Origin of the sequence: Streptomyces macrolidinus, from assembly GCF_023887685.1 — a bacterium.
GTDB lineage: Bacteria > Actinomycetota > Actinomycetes > Streptomycetales > Streptomycetaceae > Streptomyces > Streptomyces macrolidinus.
This window is the reverse complement of sequence record NZ_JAMWMR010000005.1, coordinates 80,223-99,173: the sequence shown is the minus strand read 5'-3', so window position 1 is coordinate 99,173 and position 18,951 is coordinate 80,223. Positions and strand designations below refer to the sequence as shown.

Here is an 18,951-nt window from a genome sequence, read left to right as displayed (position 1 = left end):
GGACTGAACCCGCCGGCTGACGGGCAGCTACCCTGTGTTGCCGGGCTGGGACCTCGATTCGACGAACAGCACACCGAAGTGAGGGGACAGGTGGCCGCACGACGAGGACCTACATACCTGCGAGTCATGCTCGGCAAGGAGCTTCGGGCGCTACGCGAAAGAGTGCCTGGTCGCACCGCCGAGGGAGTCTCCACGGCTCTCGGCTTCTCACGCTCCAAGATCAGCCGAGTCGAGGCCGGCGACATCCCGCTGCCCAAGCTCGCGGACCTCGAGAAGCTGATGGACTACTACGAGGTCGAAGACCCGGACGATCGCGCCGAGCTGTTGAAGATGCAGCGCGACTCCTTGAGCAAGGAGCCCTTCACGTCGTACCGCAATCTGCTGCCGTCGGGGCTCCCCATGTATCTCGGGCTGGAGCGCGACGCGACCAGGGTTCGCGGGTACGAGAACAACGTGGTTCACGGACTTCTCCAGGAGGAGTCCTACGCGAAGGCGCTCGGCATGTCCGCGAAGGTCGTCGAGGAGCGGACCACCGACTTCGTCGAGCAAGGGGTTCGTATGCGGATGGATCGCAAGGAACTCATCTCGTCAGGCAGCGCCGAGGTGCACATAGTCCTGACGGAGAACACGCTGCGCACGCTCGTCGGATCGCCTGAGGTGATGCGGGCACAGTACGCGGAGATCATCCGGCTCAACGAGCTGGACAACGTCGAGGTGCAGATCATCCCCGAAGATCTGCCTACCTACCGAGCAGCGTTCAACTTCACGGTTCTGGAGTTCGTGGACCTCGCTCCAGTGGTCCAGAGCGACAGTGCCAAGGCCACCACCATGTGGTCGAAGGCATCGGACGTGGGGCAGTACCAACGGCAGTTCGACGCCATGGTCAAGACGGCTCCGGGCCCGAACCAGACGCCGCACATCCTGCAGGCCCTCGAGAAGAAACTATGGACATGACTCATCACAAGCACTTCCCCGTCTCCACAGACCTGGCGCCCGAGGGGGATTGGACGAAGTCCTCCTACAGCTCGCAGGACAACGGCAACTGCGTCGAGACCACCGTTCGGTCAGTGTCCGTCAGCAAGTCCGGGCTGGTCGGAGTGCGCGACTCCAAGCAGAAGGGCGGGCCTGCTCTGGTCTTCCCCGTATCTGCGTTCTCGGCATTCGTCGAGACCGTCCGCTCCGGCACTCTCGACTCCGGCGTTGCTGCTGGCTGATTACCTACACGAGAGGTGGTCCCCCGCAGGCGCGTGCGGAGGGCCACCTCTCTTGCCCTGCCCTTATGCATACGTTCGACAGCTCCACGGCAGGCGGCTGCTTCAGCGCAAGAGGCTGAACACAACGGCTGCGGCCAGCCCGCCGAGCAAGGCACCAACGACGGTCTGGGCGGGGGTGTGATCGCGCAGGGCGACGCGGGACCAGCCGATGGCTGCGATCCCCAACACCAGCGGCACCAGGTGTGCGCCGTACGCGAGCAACAAGATCACGACCACCCCGCTGGCAACGGCGGTATGCACCGAGACCTTCCACCAGACGGTCACGATCATGGTCATGATGAGGCCGACGAGCATGGCGACGACCAGAGCGAAGACCTCACGCGGAGCACGGAAGGCGACAAGAAGCGAGATGCCGACGAGCACCGATGCCGCCGTGGCGAGCAGAGGGACGGCTCGCTGCTCGCGGACTCGTACGTGCTTGTCGGTCCAGTTGCCGCGCTTCACGCCGAGCATGATGACGGCGAACGGGATACCGCCGCAGAACAGGGCTGCCAGCACACCCCATCCGAGTCCGGTGACGCTGCTTGTGCTGTGCCAGCCGATGATCAGAAGTATCCCGATGACGAGGTTGGCTGGCGCGAGGGTGTCGGTGATGAGGCGGGCGGTGCGGGAGGGGGTCACTGTGTCGTCTCCAGCGTTCGGGCACGGTCGAGCTTGGCGGCGAAGGTACGGGTGAGGTCGGAGTTGTAGGCCCTGGCGAGTTGTTTCAGTGCGAGGATCTCGCTGGGCAGGTCCCGGCCACCGCTGGCTGGTGGCAGAGGCTCGCCGGACGAGGGCTCGTTGTGCTGGCGGGACTTCTTGGCGCCGATGATCCAGCAGGCTTCTGCGGCGACGTCGGCCTGGGCGCCGATAAGACCGGATGCCGCGACATGGGCACGGGCCTGGTCCCGCAGGCTGGCGGAGGCGTGCTCGCTGAGGGCGAGTACAGCGTCCCGGATCTCTATCGTCCGGCGGTACAGCCGGTCGTTGACGTGGCGAGGGTGGAGGATTTCGGAAGCCCTGCCACGGGGCGGGTCGAGGCGGACGGCGGGTACGGCCTCCGTGAGGCTGAGCCAGAGTGGGTACAGCTGCCGCAGGTCGCGTAGTTCGCCACGCCAGCGGTGCAGTCGTCCGAGGGCTGGCAGCGTGCTGCCACTCACGATGAAGACCAAGGCGCTGAAGAGCAGAAGACTACTGACCGTCTCGCTCGTGTTGGCCGCGACGGGGCTGTGGCCCAGGGAGCGCAGGATCAAGGTGAGGATGCGATGTGCGGCGTAGGCGATACCGGTAATGGTGCCGACTCCCGTCAGGCGCAGGCCACGGCCGAGAAGACCGGTGTCGGGCTGCCTGCCCCAACGCCAGCACAGGCGTGAGGCACTGAACAACGCAGTCCCAAGGTATGCCGTGAAGACCACTCCATAGGCAACGATGCGCCAGTCGGTGGCGTAGTCGGTGAGCAGGTCTTCCGCTTCGCGCGGCTGAGGAGCGGCGAAGAAGAATCCCACCATCAGGGCTGCGGCGGTGACAGGGAAGAGGACATGGAGGCGGGACGACTTGAGCCCTTCCGTCTTCTCCTCCGCCATTCTGTGCACAAAGGTCAGCACCGAGTGCGCGGCCATGATTCCACTCAGGTGCTTGCACAGGGCGCTGAGGTTGTTGAGGTGGAGGTGGGCGTCCATGGGGACGGCGACGAAGTGCGGCCTGATCGTCATCGCGACAGCCAGGGCGAGGAAGGCGGTCCACAGGACCCTTTTGCCGGGGTCCCGCCATGCCGCCGGTGCGCGCCACGCGGTGACCAGCCACAGCATGGCCGCGGGAATTATGTTGATCATCGAACGGGGTTCCTACGAGTCGCTGAGCGCGTCATCCAGGCGCTGGAGGACGCTGCTGCGTGCGGTTTTGCTGTTGCGGGAGGAAGAGGCGGCGGCCTTGCTGGCGATCAGGCCTGCGAACCGCTCGGCGTCCCGTTCGTCCTCGGTTCCGTAGCTGGCTCTGGTGAGGAAGCTGACGACGGTGGCGGGGTCGATTTCGGCGAACAGACCTCCGCTCCCTGGCTGGACGCCGTCGATGATCGATGTGTGGCCCAGGATCATGTGACCGATCTCGTGCAGGACGATGTGGTCCCTGTGCATCGGACTGGTCGCTGCTTCGTGGAAGATGTGGTCCGCTTTTTCCGTCGCGATCCAGACGCCGCAGGGGGCGTCGGTGCCGGAGATCCCTGGGACGCTGTGCAAGTGCAGCGCGCGTCCACGCTGCGCCGCGATCCGGTTGCAGAGGACCTGAACGTCGAATGGCTCTGGGATATCGAGCGAAGCGAGCAGGTTCTCGAGGTCCGGTCGGCCGTCACGGCCGGTTCCAGGTTGCTCGCGCCGGCTACGCAAGACCAACTCCGCTCTGCAGGTGTCGCTGTTGTGAGGTAGCCGGAAGATCGCATTCCGGCCCCGCAAAGATACGACAAGCATCATGGAGGTATTTGTCGGTCATGAGCCCGGATCGTCAATGATCAAGCGCTAAGACTGATTCCGCGTCAATTGATCATGGCTCTATCAAGGGCGTGCAACAGCCTCTTGGTGGAATGGTGTTGCTGTGAGGGTGTGAGTTCGAGCCGCGGGGTTTGTGTGCCACGCCACAATCGCGGCGAGGTTGAAGTCGCGCCGACAGTGAGGATTTGCCGCCTATCTGTCGGATTCGCCGCCGTCCTGGAGTCCTTCCAGGGTGCGGGCCCGCTCGATGAATCCCTTGATCGTCTGAAGCGTCTCCGTCGAGAGCCCTGAGGCTCTGAGGGCAACATCCCTTACCTGGTTGTCCCGCATGGAGGCGAGCAGCGACAACTCGGCGGCGATCCGATCGGCGGACTCGTCGTTGAAGAAGTAGGCGGGAGAAACGCCGAAGAAGCCGGCGAGGGCTTCCAGGTGCTTCATGGTCGGGTTGTCCTTCTTGCCCGTCCGCAAGCTCCAGATGTAACTCGCCGAGATCGTGGGTCCCCCGGAGTGCTCGATGCCTGATGCCACCTCTTCGTAGCTGTATGGGCCGCGGTTCTTCGGGTGGACTGTTGTGAAGAGGTGGTCGAGCTTCTGCGCGAGGGTGCGCTGCTCGGCGGGCGCTCCTTCGCTCATGTCGTCCTTCGTTGCTCGCTCGGTCTGGTCGTATCGACTGGTGTGAACGATACACGGCCTGAGTGAGGCAGCCCGTTCTCGTCAGTTGACGTGATCCATCTTTGCTGGTCTAGTGTCGTCGCGTCGGCATCAACTGATGTGAATGAGCTGGGCTGTGGCCTCCGGGCCAAGCGAGGTGGAAGGGGGAGCGGGTGCGAACGCCGCCACTCAGAGGGCCGTGAGGCCGCAGGCGAGCAGCAAACGAAAACGGCGCCCGGAAGTAGCAGCTTCCAGGCGCCAGTCCCGCCGCCACGAGGGGCGCGGATTCATAACTGGGGCGGATCGGCTGACCTTTTCGACGAGAACGGCCGACCCACTCCACCTACGAGTGAGGAATTCTCGCATGCCCGAGTCCGGGAACGGAAGCGCGTACACCGCCAAGCCCGTTCAGGCCCTCGACCCTGCTACCGGCTCCCGCCAGCGGCGCCTGGCCACCCGCCTCGCGGACATGGTGCCCAGCGCCCGCACCATCCGCGTCTCTCAGCATGAACCCGACCGGACCTGGCCCAGCCCGTACGCCCGCGCCTACAACGCGCAGGGGCGGGTTGTCGCCCTCAACCGGGCCCAGGGGCTGACGGCCGCACGCTGGGTGATGCGCGTCCACGCCTGGGCCAACTGGAGTGAGGCACACGACCTCGACCTCGCCACCGGCGTTCTGCGTCCCGCTGTCGAGGCGCACGCGGCTGCGGACGGGAGGCGCTGACCGTGGCGAGGATCCGAACCTTCAAGCCCGAGACCTTCAGCTCCGAGTCTCTGGCGCAGGTGAGCGTCTACGCGGAGCGGACCTTCTTCGGCCTGATCAGCCGAGCCGACGATCACGGTCGCGTCCGCGACCAGCCGGCCGCACTCTGCGGGGAGCTCTGGGCCGTGCGCGGCGGGCGCACGCCGGTTGACGTGGAGGACGACCTGATCCAGCTCGCTGCCGCCAACCTGATCTGCCGCTACGAGGACGACGGAGGTAAGCGGTACCTGCACGTCGTCACCTGGCATCAGCACCAGAAGATCAACCGTGCGAGCCGTAGCCGACTTCCGGAGTGCCCGAAGCACGGAGCGGCTACGCCGAAGGCGGATGCGACGCAGGCTCACGGAGACATCGCGGAACCCTCAGCGAAGGCTCACGGAGGGTTCACTGAGGATGCGCGAACATTCCCCGCATCCTCCGAAGTGCACGAAACCGCAGGTCACAAGGCATTCAGTGAGTCCTCAGTGAGCACTCACGGAGGGGGCGCTGAGCCCTCGATGAGCCCTCACGCACTGGATCTTGGACCTAGGAACCTGGATCAAGGAACTTCCCCTTCGGGGGGCGCAAGCGCCCGCGTGCCGGAGACCACCTCGGCCCAGCAGCTCATTGCCGAGTACGCCGCCGCCTGCGCACACCGCCCGCCCAGCGGCGTCCTCGGTCACCTCGGCCGCGAGACGGCCAGGCTCCTCGCAGAGGGCATCGAGCCCGGCCACATCCGCTCCGGGCTGGCCCTTCACCGCGCCAAGGGCCTGCATCCCAGCACCCTGCCGAGCCTCGTCCACGAGGCGATGAACGCCACCCGCGCCGGTTTGGTCCGGCCGGAATCCCGGCCTAACGTGCCTGCCCACCGGGCCTGGGCGAACCCGGCCGACCCTGCCGCCGCCTACGCCGAGGAGCTGTGATGCGCGACTACGACGCCCAGCCCGTCGGCGGCATCGCTAGCCGCCTGGCCCACATTCTCACCTCCCGGGGCATCGACCCGAACACCAGGATCACGGACCCCGTCGAGCCCATCCCCGCCCTCCAAGCGGCACAGTCCCGAATCCCGGCCCGCTACCGAGCCGCCGTCGCCGACCATCCGGCCGTCGCCGCCTGGGTCCGCGAGGTTGCCCAGGGCGGGCGCCCCGGGCCCGAGGGCTCCCCGGGACTCGCCGAGGGACGCTCGCTGCTGATCGTCGGCACCACCGGGACCGGCAAGACGTACCAGGCGTACGGAGCGGTCCGCTCGCTCCTGATCGCCGGGGTCCGGCTGCGCTGGAAGGCGATCACGGCCGCCGACCTGTACGCGGAACTCCGCCCCCGTCCCGGCCACGACGGCGAACGCGAACTGATGGACCTGGCCCGCTGCTCGCTGCTGATCATCGACGACCTCGGTGCCGCGAAGAGCAGTGAGTGGACCGAGGAGATCACGATGCGGCTCATCAACCGCCGCTACAACGCGATGCTCCCAACGCTGATCACCACCAACCTCGGCATGGCCGACCTGCGGGCCCACATCGGCGACCGCGTCGCCTCCCGGCTCACCGAGATGACCGACCGCGTCATCCTCGACGGCCCCGACCGCAGACGAGCCCTCGCGGCCGAACGTCGCGCACTCGCCGCTTCCCGCGCCTGACCCTGCCCCACGGCGGCCGACACCGGCCTGCCTTCCTCCCGCACCAACCCCCTGGCCGCTCCTGCCCGAATGAGCCCGGGGGGATACGGAGACATCCCCATGCACCGCACCAACACCCCGCAGCCCCGCACCCTCGGCGACCACTCCTGGCGCGACCGGGCCGCCTGCCGCTCGACGCCCTACCACCAGGTCGACCCCGAACTCTTCTTCCCCGAGCCCGACGAGATCGACCGCATCCGTGCGGCCAAGGCCCTGTGCGCCCAGTGCCCCGTGCGCAGGGTCTGCCTCGACGCCGCCCTCGAGAACGGCGACAGCGCCGGTATCCGGGGCGGGATGACCGAAGAGGAGCGTGAGCCCCTGCACAGGAAACTGGAGCACCGTTTCGACTACGGCCGCGTCAACGAGGTCCTGGCCGGACGCGACATCCACCTCACCAAGGCCGAGCGCCGCGCCGTCGCCCGCGCGGCTTACCAGGCCGAGCTGCCCGCCTCACGGCTCGCCTGGCTGTTGAAGATCAGCGAGGAGCATGCCGGGAAGCTCTACAGGCGAACCCGTCGCGAGATCCGCAACCGGGCCGTCGAACAGCAGGAGAAGGCCGAGAAGACGCCAAGGAACCGGCCCCACACGCTGAAGAACCCCACGGCCAAGCTCCCCGGCCGCGACGACCTCGGGACGGCGGCATGAGCCATTTCGCGCCGATACCGGCGCGGATCAACGGCTGGGACCGGGCCGCCGTCGTCGCCCTCGGCGGCGCGGGATGCGCCCTCTCGTACGACGCCCTGCAGCAGATGGCCACCGCGATCCACGTCCGAGGACTCCTGACCTTCGTCTTTCCCCTGGTCATCGACGGGTTCATCGCCTACGGGGTGCGAGCCCTCCTGGTCCTGCGCACAGCCCCGCTGGCCGCTCGCTGCTACGTGTGGACGCTGTTCGGCACTGCGACCGCCGCCAGCATCTGGGCCAACGCCCTGCACGCCGTACGTCTCAACCAGCAGCAGCACGACGGTGCGGGCCTCCGGCTCGGCGACCTCACCGTCGGCGTCCTGTCCACCCTGGCTCCGCTCGCCCTGGCCGGAGCTGTCCACCTGTACATCCTGATCGCCCGCCGGGCCACCGAGGCGGGTCCGTCCGGACATCCGGAGAGCGTCCGGACGGACCGGGTCACCGGTGACCGTCCGGACACTTACCCGACGCGGGGCGGAGGAGGTCCAGTCCCGGTCACCGTCGGACACCGGGCCGAGTTGCCCAGCCCGGACACTGGCCGCCCCGCGGTCACCAAGGGGCCGGACACCTCGGCGACCCACACCTCGGACACCCCGTCCGGACAGCAGGAGAAGCTGGTCGAGCCGGAGCCGGAGCCCGAGCACGGTGGCCGCGACGCTGACCAGGGTGGACACCCCGCCCTCAGACACCGCCCGGTCACCCGCCCCGAACCGGCCAAGCGTCCGGACACCACTTCGGTCGCGGCCCGGGAGATCAGCCCCACCGCCCGTCCGGACACCGGCGCCCGCAAGCCGACCCCGGTCACCGACGAGCAGCTTCTCGTGATCGCCCGCCAGGCGGTCACCGAGGCCGGTGACCTCACCCGGAAGGTCGTCGCCGACGCCATCCGCGGTCACGGACACGGCCTCGGCAATGACCGGCTGACCGTCCTGATGCAGCACCTCCGCAAAGAGGCGGAACAAGCTCCGGACACCCCGGACACCCAGACCGGCTGACCGGACAGCCTCCTCGGTGGGCGCTCCGGCCCGGATACCCGGTCCGGTGCGCCCACCAAGCACACGCCCCCTCCCACCCCGCACACGCATCGGAGCCGCCACCATGCGCACCACCTCGGCCACCCGAGCCGAAGCCGACGCCTGGATCACCGTGCTCAGCCGGTACGGACACCTCCATCACGCCGAACCCGGCCCCGACGGAGCCTGGACCGTCCAGCGAACAGTCACAAGCACACCCCGAACCCTCCACCACCCCGTCCTCGCCCTCGACTTCGTCGCCGAAGTCCTGCGCGACGTACGCCGCGACGTTCCCGGACTGCCCCGATGAAGCTCCCCGATCCGCTCGGCGCATCCACTGATCTGGGCGAAGGCCACTGCACGGCGCGAGGCCGAGCAAGCTGTAGCTTCCGAAACTCCTCCGCAGCCACGGGCCGCGGAGGAGTTTCGGAAGCGCATGCCCCCACCCCCGAGGGGGCAGGGGAGGCCCGGCACCAGGTGGCGCCTGACTCTGGGGCCGCGACCGAGGGCGGATCGCAGCCGGAGGGAGAAGAAGCCGCGCATCCCGCGCCGCGTACGCGCCCACGCCTGCGCCAGAGCGTGCACCGCGACCAAGTCCGCAGCGTCCGCCTGACCCGCGCCGAACTCGACATCGTCAAGCGCGCCGCCGAAGCCGTCGGTCTGAAGACCGCCGGGTTCCTCGCCGACGCCGCGGTCGCGGTCGCCCAATCCCAAGGCGGCGCCAAGGCACTGCTGTTGGACCAGCGGGGACGCGTCGAGGAGCTGATGTCCGCCAGCGCCCAGCTCGCCCGCGTCGGCAACAACCTCAACCAGGTGGCCCGCGTCCTCAACTCCGGCGGCCAGGCCGAGTACGCCGACGACGCCGTCGCCCGCGTCCTGCGCGCCGCCGCCAGGGTCGAGGCCGCCGCCATCGAGATGGCGAGGCGCTGACACCGTGGTCCCGGACATCTCCACCGGCAGCCGCACGTACGGACTCCTCGCCTACCTCTACGGGCCAGGCCGCCGGGACGAACACACCGACCCGCACCTTGTCGCCGCCTGGACACCGGAACTCGCACCCGACCCAGGGCGCGACCCGACCACCACCCTCAAGCAACTCGCCGACCGGCTCGACCTCCCCGTCCTCGCCCTCCCGAAGGACCGCCGCCCGGCCCAGCACGTCTGGCACTGCCCTGTCCGCACCGCCCCGGGCGACCGGCACCTCACCGACGCCGAATGGGCCGAGGTCGCCCGCCGCATCGTCCACGCCACCGGCATCGCCGAGGAAGGCGACGACAAAGCGTGCCGCTGGATCGCCGTACGCCACGCCGACGACCACATCCACATCGTCGCCACGCTCAAGCGCGAAGACGGACGAAGCCCCCGCCGCCACGAGGACGGCATTCGCGCCCAGGCCGAATGCCGCAAGATCGAAAAGGAGTGGGGACTGCAGATCCTCAACGAGGGCGACGGCACCGCCGCGCAGCGCCCCACCAGCGCCGAACGCGCAAAGGCGGAGCGCACCGGCCGGGACGAGCCGCCCCGCGAAACGCTGCGTGAACACGTCCGCCAGGCACTGGCCGGCGCCGCCGACGAGGACGAGTTCTTCCGCCGCCTCATCGAAGCCGGGCTCCGCCTCGAAAAGCGCCTCGCCCCGTCCGGGGATGTCCTCGGCTACAAGGTCGCCCTGCCGGGCGACCGCAACCGTGACGGCGAGCCCATCTGGTTCCCCGGCTCCCGGCTCGCCCCCGACCTCTCCCTCCCCAGGATCCGCCAACGCCTCGCGGCCGGACCGCCCGAGGACGAGCCGACGTCTGCCGCAGGCCCCGCCCAACGGGCAGCTCGCCCGGCCAGCGCACGTCGCGACGCCACGCGTGTCGCCGAGGAGGCTGTCACCGTACTTGCCGGGGACGACGACGCGGCAGGTGCCGCCCAACTCGTCGGCCTCGGCGAACTCCTCGACGCCGTCGCCCAGACCGCCCCAGCCTCCACGCGCAGGGAACTCGCCAAGGCCGCCCGCGCCTTCGAACGCGCCACCCGTTCCCACATCCGCGCCGAGCACACCGACCACCGCGCCCTCCGCTCCGCCGCGCGCGGCATCGTCCGGACTGGCAACGCCCTCGGCAAAGGCGAGGACGGCGGCACCACGGCGATGCTCCTGTCCACGATGATCCTCGTCACGATCGCCGCCATCCGCTGGCATTCCGCCCGCGGCCACGCCCAGCAGGCCGCCGCCGCTCGACAAGCCGCACAACACCTGCGTGCCGCCTACCGGTCCGCAGCAGCCACCCCTATGAAGGCGATGCGCGAGCAAGGACGCCAACTCCCCGCTCCCGTACGCGATTGCTACGCCCACACCGTGGAAGCCACACTGCCTGGGCAGGCCGACCACATCCTGCGAGAGCCAGGCTGGGACGCGCTCACCGCCACCCTCGCCCAAGCCGAACGAGCGGGACACGACCCCGACGCCTTGCTCCAGCAGGCGGTCAACTGGCGCGAGTTGGAGACCGCCGACAGCGTCACGGACGTACTCGTCTGGCGCCTGCGGCGCATCGGGAAGCTGCCCGCCACAGCAGACCTGCCCCGCACGCGAGTGCACCGGCGGATACTTCCTCCGCAGCCCCGGCCTCCGAAGCCGCAGGCAGTCGAGTCCACGGTTCGCACCGACACGAACAGCTCCCGCAGGCCGGGCCCACGGCGCTGACCAGCACCTCAAAGGGCTGGACGTCCACGGCTTGCGCTGTTACGGCTGGTCAACAACAGGACAAGGAGACAACGCCGATGCGCACCGAAGACCTGCGGACCCGGAGAACCGTGCTGCCGGAGACGGCAGTCGACGACCCCTTGCTGAGGCTCAAGAAGGAGACGCGGCTCGGCGACGGCAACGTCCGTCTCCGCGCCACCACCCACCCCGAGGAAATCCGCATCGGCGGCATCCTGGTCATGTGCCCGAACTGCGGAGCCCGGCGTGACTGGATGGTCATCTGCGACCGCAGCGAGATCAGCATCCGATGTCGGTGCGCGCACCAGTGGGTCGAGCCCGAACTGACGCGCGCGGACTACGAGGTGATGATCGACGTCGGCGGCCAGGACTACCCGAGCCTGGAGGCCGCCGCCCAGGCCGTAGGGTACGACGGCACGCTCGCCGGCACCTATCTGTCGGAGCCGAGGCCAGGCTAGAAGCCCGTGTCGGCGGCATCGACGCCCTCTGGCTGGACGAGGACCGTTGCGGTCTGATGCCCACTCATCGACGCAAGCGTGGCCGCGGTCATGGGTGCGGCGATCGGTGCTCTGAGTGGTCTGGCGATGGATGTCCAAGGTGCTCGGGCAAGGACGCCGCGCATGTACGACCCTCAGGTAGCCAGCCCGCCGCGAGCGCGGGCGTCCTACTGTGTGAGCGGCAGCGCATCCGACCTGCAAGGAGCACCAGGCTGTGAACGTCGAGATCTCCCCGCATGTACGCGACACCGCCACCCTGCTCGGGGCCGGCGTTCCATACGCTCTGAAGGCCCTGGCTGGTCGACTGGCTGACGACCCGGACATGGGCCGGCCCTCGGGGGTGCCCGGCATCCTCACCGTGACGGTAGATGGTGACCTGTTCGAGGACTGCCCCGCCCTGGTCATCGGCTACATCCACGAGGCCGACCGGATCGAGATCCGGTACGTGAACCTGGCCTTTTCCGCCGAGCCTGCCGCAGACACCCGGGACCGGAAGCGGGACCAGCCTGCCGACCGTGCCGCCGATGCGGTCACTGGACGGGAGATCACGGACGCCTGGCATCGCATCACCCTCTGGCTTCAGCACAACGCCCCCCACTCCCACGCTGCGCTCCACGCTGGTGCGAGCCCCGAGACCATCACGGCCCTGGAACAGGACCTCAGCATCCAGATACCCGCCGACCTGCGTGCCCTGTGGTTTCTGGCCGCGGGCGACGACGGGGTCAACGGCTGGGGCTGGGGATGCCTTCCGGGTAATGAGGCTCTGATGACACTGGACGCCGTAGCCGCCTTTTACCGGCAGCGGATGGACTCCCAAGCCCGCCAGGACACCCTCAACGCCCACCGCCCCGAATACGACCGGATCACCGTATGGAAGCCCACCTGGATTCCGGTGGTCTCGCACGGCGCGGCTGATCGCACCTCGGGCCTGTACCTGGACGCCACGACCGGCTACCTGGGCCGCTGGTCCCGTTACCACGAAGGCCCCAGCGACGAACTCGACACCCTGGTCACCTACCTGGAAGAGGCTGCCGACATGCTCGAAGCCCCAGCCCTGGCCACGCGGGACAAGCCCGGCCTGGTCGGTGGGGCGTTGGTGTGGCTCAGCAGGCTCGACCCCTCGCAGGAAGATCGGTGGCGGCCCCTGGTCAGCTGACCGTACACAAGAGAGAGGGGGGCCAACACTTGGGCTGGCCCCCCTTCCTGCTTCACCTGCTGCCGTTCAGGTCACGTCAGCCGATCTTGCGCCACGCGCAGGTCGTCGCGGTCGACGTGCAATGCTCGAATCCCGGAAGGGTAACGAAGAATCCGTCACCGTCCAGCATCCGCCACCTCGGGGCTGGGAACAGGTGGAACGCTTCCTGGTTCTGAGTGCTCGGGATCGCGGCACGCCCGCACCGCTCCTTACCGCTCGGCCCCTTCGTCGCCGTGCGCGTATCCGCGAGGATGCCGAAGTTCGCTGAGCCGTCGCCCATCTTGTCGGTGAGCAACTGGGCACACTCGCTGCCTGACGTCACCAGGTTCACGCTGTTCGGGTAGCCGCCGGACTCGTGCGTCGAGGCCATTGCGTACTCGTCGCAGTCGACCGACCCCACCGACGCATCGGAGGGGTGCACGCTCCAGGTGCTGTCACACACGCGATCACGGCTGTTTGTCGACGTCCACGTACCGCCGGAGCTGTTCTTCAGCGGGGTGTCTGGGCCCAGGTAGTGCATCAGTGAGTCCCACCGCTTTGAGCCAGCGTGATCGGGCATCACCTGCTGCATGTACCAGTAGTACGCCCCAGCGGCCGGGTACAGGTTGGTGTCCACCGTATAGTCCGGCTTGAAGAACGGCAGTACACAGCCCGGCGCCGAGCCCTTGACGATGTTGTCGCAGCGAGGGGCGAGTTCGCGGACGGACTCCACGCCGCTGTTGCCGAAGTCGGCGCTTGCCCTCAGCTCACTGACGTCCACCTCGCCGGTGACGGACCAGCTCAGGTCGATTGTCTCCTTGCCGGTCCCCGTCCACCTGACGGTGGAGTTCGCGGTCTGTGTGGCCGTGGCGCCTTCCTCGCCCGACGCCCACCGCCCATCGTCGATGCCACCACCGAAGTGCTCCCAGCGCACCGGGCTGACGTCGCAGGTCGTGGAGCAACTGGTGCCAAGTTTCCAGTAGAGGTTGACGCCCTGTAGAGCCGAGTCGATGTGACTCGGGGTGACGATCAACTGCTGGTCGAACTCGGCGAAATCGCTGCCGCTTTCGGCCTTCGTCGGGTACGCCTTGATCCGCTGCTCGAAGTAGAACGTGGCGATGCCAAGCGGTGGGTCGTCCGGGTCAGCGGACAGGAAGATCAGATCGGCGCTGCCGAGGTCCTTCAGGCACGCCTCGGTGCGGTTCATGTAGCCATGTCCGCTGGCCTTGGTTTGGCACCAGGGCACCAGGTCGTCCCCGGCCGCATGGATCGAGGCAGAGGAGGCAGCCTGCTTCTTCTCCTCGTCGGTCGGCGGCCTCACCCTGATGCACAGCTTGCGCCCCTGCGTATCGACCTTGGACAGTTTTGTGTGCCGTCCGCGTCGCGGGCCAAGGATGCGCCCGGGTTGCTGCGGGAGAACTCCGTCTCCTTCTGCGCCACCGGGTCGATGGTCGACGACGCCTGCGGGGCTGGGAAGGTCACGTAGGGGTTGATCTTGAAGTTCGCCCACGGGGACCAAGTGGTCTCATACAGGCTGCCATTGAAGCCGGAGGTGTGGAAGGTGTAGGTGACGCCGAGCTTCAGCTTTCCGTACGGGACGGAGACTTTGGCGAGCCCGCCGGAGGGCACGAACTCGGAGACGATGACCCCGTAGGCGTTGTTGTCGTTGACGTTGACCTGAGCCTTCGGCGTGCCGTCGGCGTTGGTCGTCCAGACCTCGAAGGTCAGAGTGCTCTTGTTGCCGTCGGCGTCAGTGACCGTATTTTGCAGCACGACATCGGGGGAGACGACGTTCCAGGTGCTGCCGCTCTTGACGAACTGCGGGCCGGCTGACGGGTTCTTGCCCGACACCGGGCGGCTTGCCGCCGCCAGGGTTGTCTTCTCCGGACCAGCCGCGGGCCTCGCCGACGGCGCGGCGTTCGGGTCAGGGTTCGGGGTGAAGGCTGCATGTGATGCGGTAGCTGCCTCGGTGTTCAGCGGCACGGCTAAAGAGTTCATCGTGGCGTCTTGTGCGGCGGCCCCGCTCACCATGGCGAATGGGGCCGCGGTAAGCAGCGCCGTTCCGATGGCAATACGGGAGAGGATGCGTTTCATTCTTGTTCTTGCAGACAAGCTGATTGGTCCTCTCGCCCCAGCCCACCCGTGTTCTGCAGGGCGGGCTTGGCTGGTTGGTTATCGATTGCGACATGCATGCGATGTCGCTGTAGGTATTCCTACGTCGACCGAGCATTAAAGAACACGGGACCAATCGGGCAAATTAGTTAACCAGGCCAATAGGGAAGTGGTGATCAACACGGTTTAGTCAGGGTTGTACGCGGCAGGCGGCGGTTCAATAACGCCCTGGTGGAGGCCCTGTGAAGGTCGCCAAACAACCCTCAAACGACAGCACCTTCACGCTCCTTCATGTTCTTTCCTTATTCGGATGGAATCGCGAAGAGTGTCGGTTTGAGGAAGTTCTCTGGGTGGGCAAGACGGTGAAGTCGATCGGGAAGTCGCCGACGGGTCTGCGCGGCACGACCTTCGGAAGACGTCGTCAAATATGAGCCTTTCAGTAATCTGTCGACTTTGTGAAGTCTTGTATCTGGGTCGAATGGGTGAGGGTTGTCCGAATGGGTTCAATCGCATTGAGGTCTCTCCGTAAGGAGATATGTCAGCCATTCATTGTCAGTTCAGGGGAGGCCATACCGTCTGGCGCGAACCTCTGCGATCCCTTTCTCGCCTTGATGGTGAGGTGTTAGCCGATCTCGCAAGTGGCGGCCTATGCGGCTGCTGCTTCCGGCCTGTGGGAGCACACACCAAGGGGCTGTCCCGGTTGGGACAGCCCTTGGTGTTGTTCGAGACTCGTCGTGGCGTCAGACGTTGGCGAGGTGGTTGGCGAGGTGAAGTGCGTCGACGGCCACGGACAGCGCGGCGTGCAGACCGATGGTCTCCAGCAGCGTGGGGTGGACGACCGGCGTCCAGTCTCCGTGGAGATTCGGCCATGTGGCGAGGGTGACGTCCGTCGAAGCCAGGCTGAGGCGGGCGGTGACGTCCATCCCGCCGGAAGCGGCGGTTTTTTCCCAGCGCAGCAGAACGGAGCCCGGAGAAAGGGGAGTGCGGTCTTGGACGGACACCCAGGTCGTGGAAATCGGCTCGGTGGCGTACCGGAGCACGGAGCGGACGACCGTACCACGTACGCCACGAGGCATGGGGTGTTGGGCCAGATCGCCGAGGATCAGAGGCGGGTACGGAGGGGGTTTCGTGTCCGTCGCGAGTGGCGAGCGTGACCGGCGGTTCACACGTCGGCCCAGTCGAGCTGAGCGCGGACCTCGGGCGGCAGTACGCCCTCTTGGCCGTTCTCAGCGAGGTAGACGGCGCCGTCCGGGCCGCTTATCTCGATGACGCGGCCGACGCGGTGGGCCTGGGGCCAGTCCGGGTTGACGGCGAAGTACGCGGGCAGATTCGGATCGACTGCCTGGAGCTGGTGGATCAGCTGGCGAACAGTGGTCTCGTGTGACAAGAGAGAACTCCTTAGCTGGTGGAGCAAGGCGGTCGGCATGGGTCAGACGCAGGCGCAGTAGCGGTTGGGGAAGGCGATGAGCGCGGCGAGGAATCCGGCCACGGCTTGGGCCGGGACACCGAACCCGAAGGTCTGGCTCCACGCCACTTCGCCCTCTGCATTTCTGACCTCGATGCGCCACAGTTCGCCGCGCGCGGCCTCCTCGGTCTCGGGGAGGAACCCGACGTACACACGCTGGTCGGGGCTGGAGCAGTGGACGTTGGCGTACGGGTCGGAGATGACGTCCCAACCCTGACCTTGGAGGAGGTCGACGACCGGGCCCGCGCAGTGGCAGTCGAGCAGCCACTCGCGGTTGCCGAGCGGGCCGTGCAGAGGTTCGGCGGGGACCTGGAGCGGCGTGGTGGCGGTAAGCGTCACGAGTAGAAGACCCTTCGTTGACCTGGGGTTTTTCGAAGCGGTCGTACGTTGACATGGTCGGCGGACAGGTCTCCAGTCCTTTCCGGGGATGAGCGTCTGCCGTGGGCGAACTGGCTGCGGCGGCTACCGCTGGCGAGCCGCAGGGGAATGGATCGGTCACCCCGAGAGCTGTTCCCGGGGCAACCGATAGGAGAGGGAAGGACGGCGTGCTGGACAGGGCGATGCGTGCGTACGACGAGGCCGTGGACGACGTGGCGGCGGCCCTGGGCCGATCCCGCATGGCAGATGGCAGACGGATCGAGCTGAGCGTGGAGGAGCTGGCCTTGGCGGTGGGCGCCGCGCGGGAACCCAGCCAGGAGCGTCATAGGGCGGACGGAAGCCTACGGCGACTCTCGTCATGAGCGTGCCGCCGCAACACGCCTGTTGTTGGCGGGGCGGACCGGCAGGACGGCACTGGGACTGCCCGAGGTCGCGGACGCTGCGGGGGCGCGGCTGACGAGGCGACCTCCGTGGGAACGCGCGCGTGCGGCTGCGGCACGCCGGACGTCCAGCGGAGTCGGCACTGGGGGAGACACAGGGCGTATGCGTGCGGCACTGCGGTTTCGCTCCGGAACCTCGAGCTCGTAGCGGAGCACAGGGTTGGGGTCGGCCAAGCGGGCGGTGGTTGCCGCGATCAGATCGACGGGGACTGCGGAGGTGAACGTGGCGTACCAGCGTGAGCTGAAGCCGTCCTGGCCACCCCAGAGGAGCCAGCGGTACTGGTCGCCGCGGAGTTCGGCCTGTTGGTTCAGGGCTCGGCCACTGTAGGTGAGGCCGGCGAGTCCGTCGGGCGCGGTGAAGAGGGTGGTGAGCTGCCAGTTCCCCCGCTTCCATCCGGCGTCGTCCAGGGGACGAAAGCCTTCCTCGGCTGGGCCGCGAGGGCCGGTCGGGACGGCGTCCGGATCCTTGGCGTAGCTGGTGGCGAGGGCGGAGGTGAAGGCGGTCACCAACTCTGTTGGCGTGTTGGCGTCGAAGGTCGCCAGCCAGTCGGGCGGCCCGAACGGGTCGCTGTGGGCGGCGACCTTCCACAAGGTGCTGTCCACGCCTTCGGGGAGGAATCCGAGTCGTACATGCTGGTCGGGGGAGGTGACGTAGGCGTTCGCCAGTTCGTCGCTCTGCAGCGTGAAACCGTGGTCGACGAGTGGTTGTAGCGCCGGGTCGCCGATGGCGGTGGAACCGGCGAGGTGCAGGGGGGTTATGTAGACGTCGCCGTCGTGCGTGTGCGAGGGCATGCGGGATCTCCTGGGGCGAGCGGCGGGCCGTCAGCGCTGACGGCGTGAACGACCGTGTGTGACAAGTGATGCGGGCGGGGTTGTCGCCTCCGCCCTGGGAACGGGCACGTGGGCGGCGCGCGGCCGACGCGCCAGGGCCGCCTGGGCCCTGGGGACGACGTCGGTCGGCTTGGCGAGGCGCACGTGCACCAAGTCGCGGTGGCGGTCGGGGATGTCGCCGACGAGACGCGGCACGGGGTCCGAGCTGGTGAGAGCAACCGCAGCAGCGGTGCGCAGGTGCTGTGGGGTGCTGCCGCTGAAGAAAGCCCTCCAACTCGGCACGTGGACGGGATCGACGCCTCCGGACAGCCGCCACATGGACTTCTCCGGCGTCAGCAGCTCGGTGTACTCGTGGAGCCACCCACTGCGCGTGCGTAGGACTGCGCGGTTGTCGGGCGAGACGATCCGATGCGGCCGACTTCCGTGAGCCGGCTGCCAGTTGCTGCGACGCAGTACGCCTTCAGGGCTGAGGTCGGTGTGGTGCTTGCCGCCGCTGAGATAGTCCCGGAAGTGGTTGGGCAGGCTGTGGACGAGCGTCTCGGTGAAGGCCGCGACGATCTCCTGGGGCGTATTGCGGTCGAAGGTGGTGATCCAGTCCGGTACGCCGAGCGGGTCCTCGGCGTAGGTGATCGTCCATCCGCCGTACTGGCTCTCCACGGGGTTGGCGATACGGACTCGCTGGCACGGGCTGGCGTAGTACGCGTCCACGCCGAAGGCGACGGCCTTCGACCACCCGGCAGCGTTGTCGAGGATGCTGAAGACGGCCTCCCTCGTTCCGGGACCTGCGAGGTGAACTGGTGCAACGAGGACCTCGGTGGTCGGGGTGAGTTCGCCGAGGTCGAGAGGTGGCAT

General features: G+C 67.7%; 23 protein-coding genes. 12 read left to right on the top strand and 11 right to left on the bottom strand.

The genetic code is table 11. From position 1 onward, the window contains the following. Positions 1 to 126 precede the first annotated feature (126 nt). Together NGF19_RS07895 and NGF19_RS07890 are read left to right on the top strand one after the other, a co-directional pair. Positions 127 to 954 (top strand): helix-turn-helix domain-containing protein, encoded by an 828-nt coding sequence (locus NGF19_RS07895; RefSeq protein WP_289734507.1) that lies wholly within the window; start codon positions 127 to 129, stop codon positions 952 to 954. Next, positions 951 to 1,214: a DUF397 domain-containing protein gene (locus tag NGF19_RS07890; RefSeq protein ID WP_252423443.1), complete on the top strand. Its 264-nt coding sequence runs from the start codon at positions 951 to 953 to the stop codon at positions 1,212 to 1,214. The genes NGF19_RS07895 and NGF19_RS07890 overlap by 4 nt, the downstream gene beginning before the upstream one ends. Positions 1,215 to 1,316: 102 nt before the next feature. Here the strand turns inward: NGF19_RS07890 and NGF19_RS30925 are convergent, their stop codons facing one another. The 4 genes from NGF19_RS30925 to NGF19_RS07870 all read right to left on the bottom strand — a co-directional run bounded on the left by NGF19_RS30925 (position 1,317) and on the right by NGF19_RS07870 (position 4,369). Further along, positions 1,317 to 1,895, bottom strand: a complete 579-nt coding sequence (locus tag NGF19_RS30925) for a phosphatase PAP2 family protein (RefSeq protein ID WP_252423441.1) — start codon at positions 1,893 to 1,895, stop codon at positions 1,317 to 1,319. Then, entirely contained in the window at positions 1,892 to 3,085 is a 1,194-nt protein-coding gene (locus NGF19_RS07880) for an MAB_1171c family putative transporter (RefSeq protein WP_252423439.1), read from the bottom strand. Before NGF19_RS07880 ends, NGF19_RS30925 begins: the two co-directional genes overlap by 4 nt. Before the next feature lie 12 nt (positions 3,086 to 3,097). After that, positions 3,098 to 3,634: a hypothetical protein gene (locus NGF19_RS07875; protein WP_252423437.1), complete on the bottom strand. Its 537-nt coding sequence runs from the start codon at positions 3,632 to 3,634 to the stop codon at positions 3,098 to 3,100. A gap of 294 nt (positions 3,635 to 3,928) precedes the next feature. Further along, positions 3,929 to 4,369, bottom strand: a complete 441-nt coding sequence (locus NGF19_RS07870) for a helix-turn-helix domain-containing protein (protein ID WP_252423435.1) — start codon at positions 4,367 to 4,369, stop codon at positions 3,929 to 3,931. 382 nt (positions 4,370 to 4,751) lie between these two features. Here NGF19_RS07870 and NGF19_RS07865 point away from each other — a divergent pair, with 382 nt between their 5' ends. The 10 genes from NGF19_RS07865 to NGF19_RS07820 all read left to right on the top strand — a co-directional run bounded on the left by NGF19_RS07865 (position 4,752) and on the right by NGF19_RS07820 (position 12,855). Continuing rightward, on the top strand, positions 4,752 to 5,111 hold the full coding sequence (locus NGF19_RS07865; protein WP_252423427.1) for a hypothetical protein: 360 nt from the start codon (positions 4,752 to 4,754) through the stop codon (positions 5,109 to 5,111). Between the two features lie 2 nt (positions 5,112 to 5,113). Then, on the top strand, positions 5,114 to 6,052 hold the full coding sequence (locus tag NGF19_RS07860) for a hypothetical protein (protein ID WP_252423425.1): 939 nt from the start codon (positions 5,114 to 5,116) through the stop codon (positions 6,050 to 6,052). Then, positions 6,052 to 6,765, top strand: a complete 714-nt coding sequence (locus NGF19_RS07855) for an ATP-binding protein (protein WP_252423422.1) — start codon at positions 6,052 to 6,054, stop codon at positions 6,763 to 6,765. Before NGF19_RS07860 ends, NGF19_RS07855 begins: the two co-directional genes overlap by 1 nt. A 99-nt stretch (positions 6,766 to 6,864) precedes the next feature. Further along, the gene (locus tag NGF19_RS07850; RefSeq protein WP_252423419.1) at positions 6,865 to 7,449 is read left to right on the top strand and encodes a WhiB family transcriptional regulator; all 585 of its coding nucleotides are present in this window, start codon (positions 6,865 to 6,867) and stop codon (positions 7,447 to 7,449) included. After that, entirely contained in the window at positions 7,446 to 8,483 is a 1,038-nt protein-coding gene (locus NGF19_RS07845) for a DUF2637 domain-containing protein (protein ID WP_252423417.1), read from the top strand. The genes NGF19_RS07850 and NGF19_RS07845 overlap by 4 nt, the downstream gene beginning before the upstream one ends. A 103-nt stretch (positions 8,484 to 8,586) precedes the next feature. After that, a complete protein-coding gene (locus NGF19_RS07840; RefSeq protein ID WP_252423415.1) occupies positions 8,587 to 8,811 on the top strand; it encodes a hypothetical protein in 225 nt (74 codons plus the stop codon). Positions 8,812 to 8,978: 167 nt separating this feature from the next. Then, positions 8,979 to 9,431 carry a plasmid mobilization protein gene (locus NGF19_RS07835; protein WP_252423413.1) on the top strand — a complete coding sequence of 151 codons (453 nt, stop codon included), beginning with the start codon at positions 8,979 to 8,981 and terminating at the stop codon, positions 9,429 to 9,431. Positions 9,432 to 9,435: 4 nt separating this feature from the next. Next, entirely contained in the window at positions 9,436 to 11,184 is a 1,749-nt protein-coding gene (locus NGF19_RS07830; protein WP_252423411.1) for a relaxase/mobilization nuclease domain-containing protein, read from the top strand. 77 nt (positions 11,185 to 11,261) lie between these two features. Beyond that, entirely contained in the window at positions 11,262 to 11,660 is a 399-nt protein-coding gene (locus tag NGF19_RS07825) for a hypothetical protein (protein ID WP_252423409.1), read from the top strand. 253 nt (positions 11,661 to 11,913) lie between these two features. Beyond that, positions 11,914 to 12,855 carry an SMI1/KNR4 family protein gene (locus NGF19_RS07820; protein WP_252423408.1) on the top strand — a complete coding sequence of 314 codons (942 nt, stop codon included), beginning with the start codon at positions 11,914 to 11,916 and terminating at the stop codon, positions 12,853 to 12,855. 76 nt (positions 12,856 to 12,931) lie between these two features. On the opposite strand, the gene NGF19_RS07815 is transcribed toward NGF19_RS07820, so the two are convergent. The 7 genes from NGF19_RS07815 to NGF19_RS07785 form a co-directional block, all read right to left on the bottom strand. After that, complete coding sequence (locus NGF19_RS07815; RefSeq protein WP_252423397.1) at positions 12,932 to 14,194, bottom strand: hypothetical protein; 1,263 nt, start codon at positions 14,192 to 14,194, stop codon at positions 12,932 to 12,934. Beyond that, positions 14,191 to 14,967, bottom strand: coding sequence for a RodZ family helix-turn-helix domain-containing protein (locus NGF19_RS07810; RefSeq protein WP_252423395.1), 777 nt, complete (start codon positions 14,965 to 14,967; stop codon positions 14,191 to 14,193). The genes NGF19_RS07815 and NGF19_RS07810 overlap by 4 nt, the downstream gene beginning before the upstream one ends. Positions 14,968 to 15,725: 758 nt before the next feature. Continuing rightward, entirely contained in the window at positions 15,726 to 16,025 is a 300-nt protein-coding gene (locus tag NGF19_RS07805; protein ID WP_252423393.1) for an esterase, read from the bottom strand. Positions 16,026 to 16,147: 122 nt separating this feature from the next. Then, entirely contained in the window at positions 16,148 to 16,372 is a 225-nt protein-coding gene (locus NGF19_RS07800; protein WP_252423391.1) for a hypothetical protein, read from the bottom strand. A gap of 42 nt (positions 16,373 to 16,414) precedes the next feature. Further along, positions 16,415 to 16,789: an SPDY domain-containing protein gene (locus NGF19_RS07795; RefSeq protein WP_252423390.1), complete on the bottom strand. Its 375-nt coding sequence runs from the start codon at positions 16,787 to 16,789 to the stop codon at positions 16,415 to 16,417. 395 nt (positions 16,790 to 17,184) lie between these two features. Further along, positions 17,185 to 18,060: an SPDY domain-containing protein gene (locus tag NGF19_RS07790; protein ID WP_252423388.1), complete on the bottom strand. Its 876-nt coding sequence runs from the start codon at positions 18,058 to 18,060 to the stop codon at positions 17,185 to 17,187. 30 nt (positions 18,061 to 18,090) lie between these two features. Further along, positions 18,091 to 18,951, bottom strand: coding sequence for an SPDY domain-containing protein (locus tag NGF19_RS07785; protein ID WP_252423386.1), 861 nt, complete (start codon positions 18,949 to 18,951; stop codon positions 18,091 to 18,093).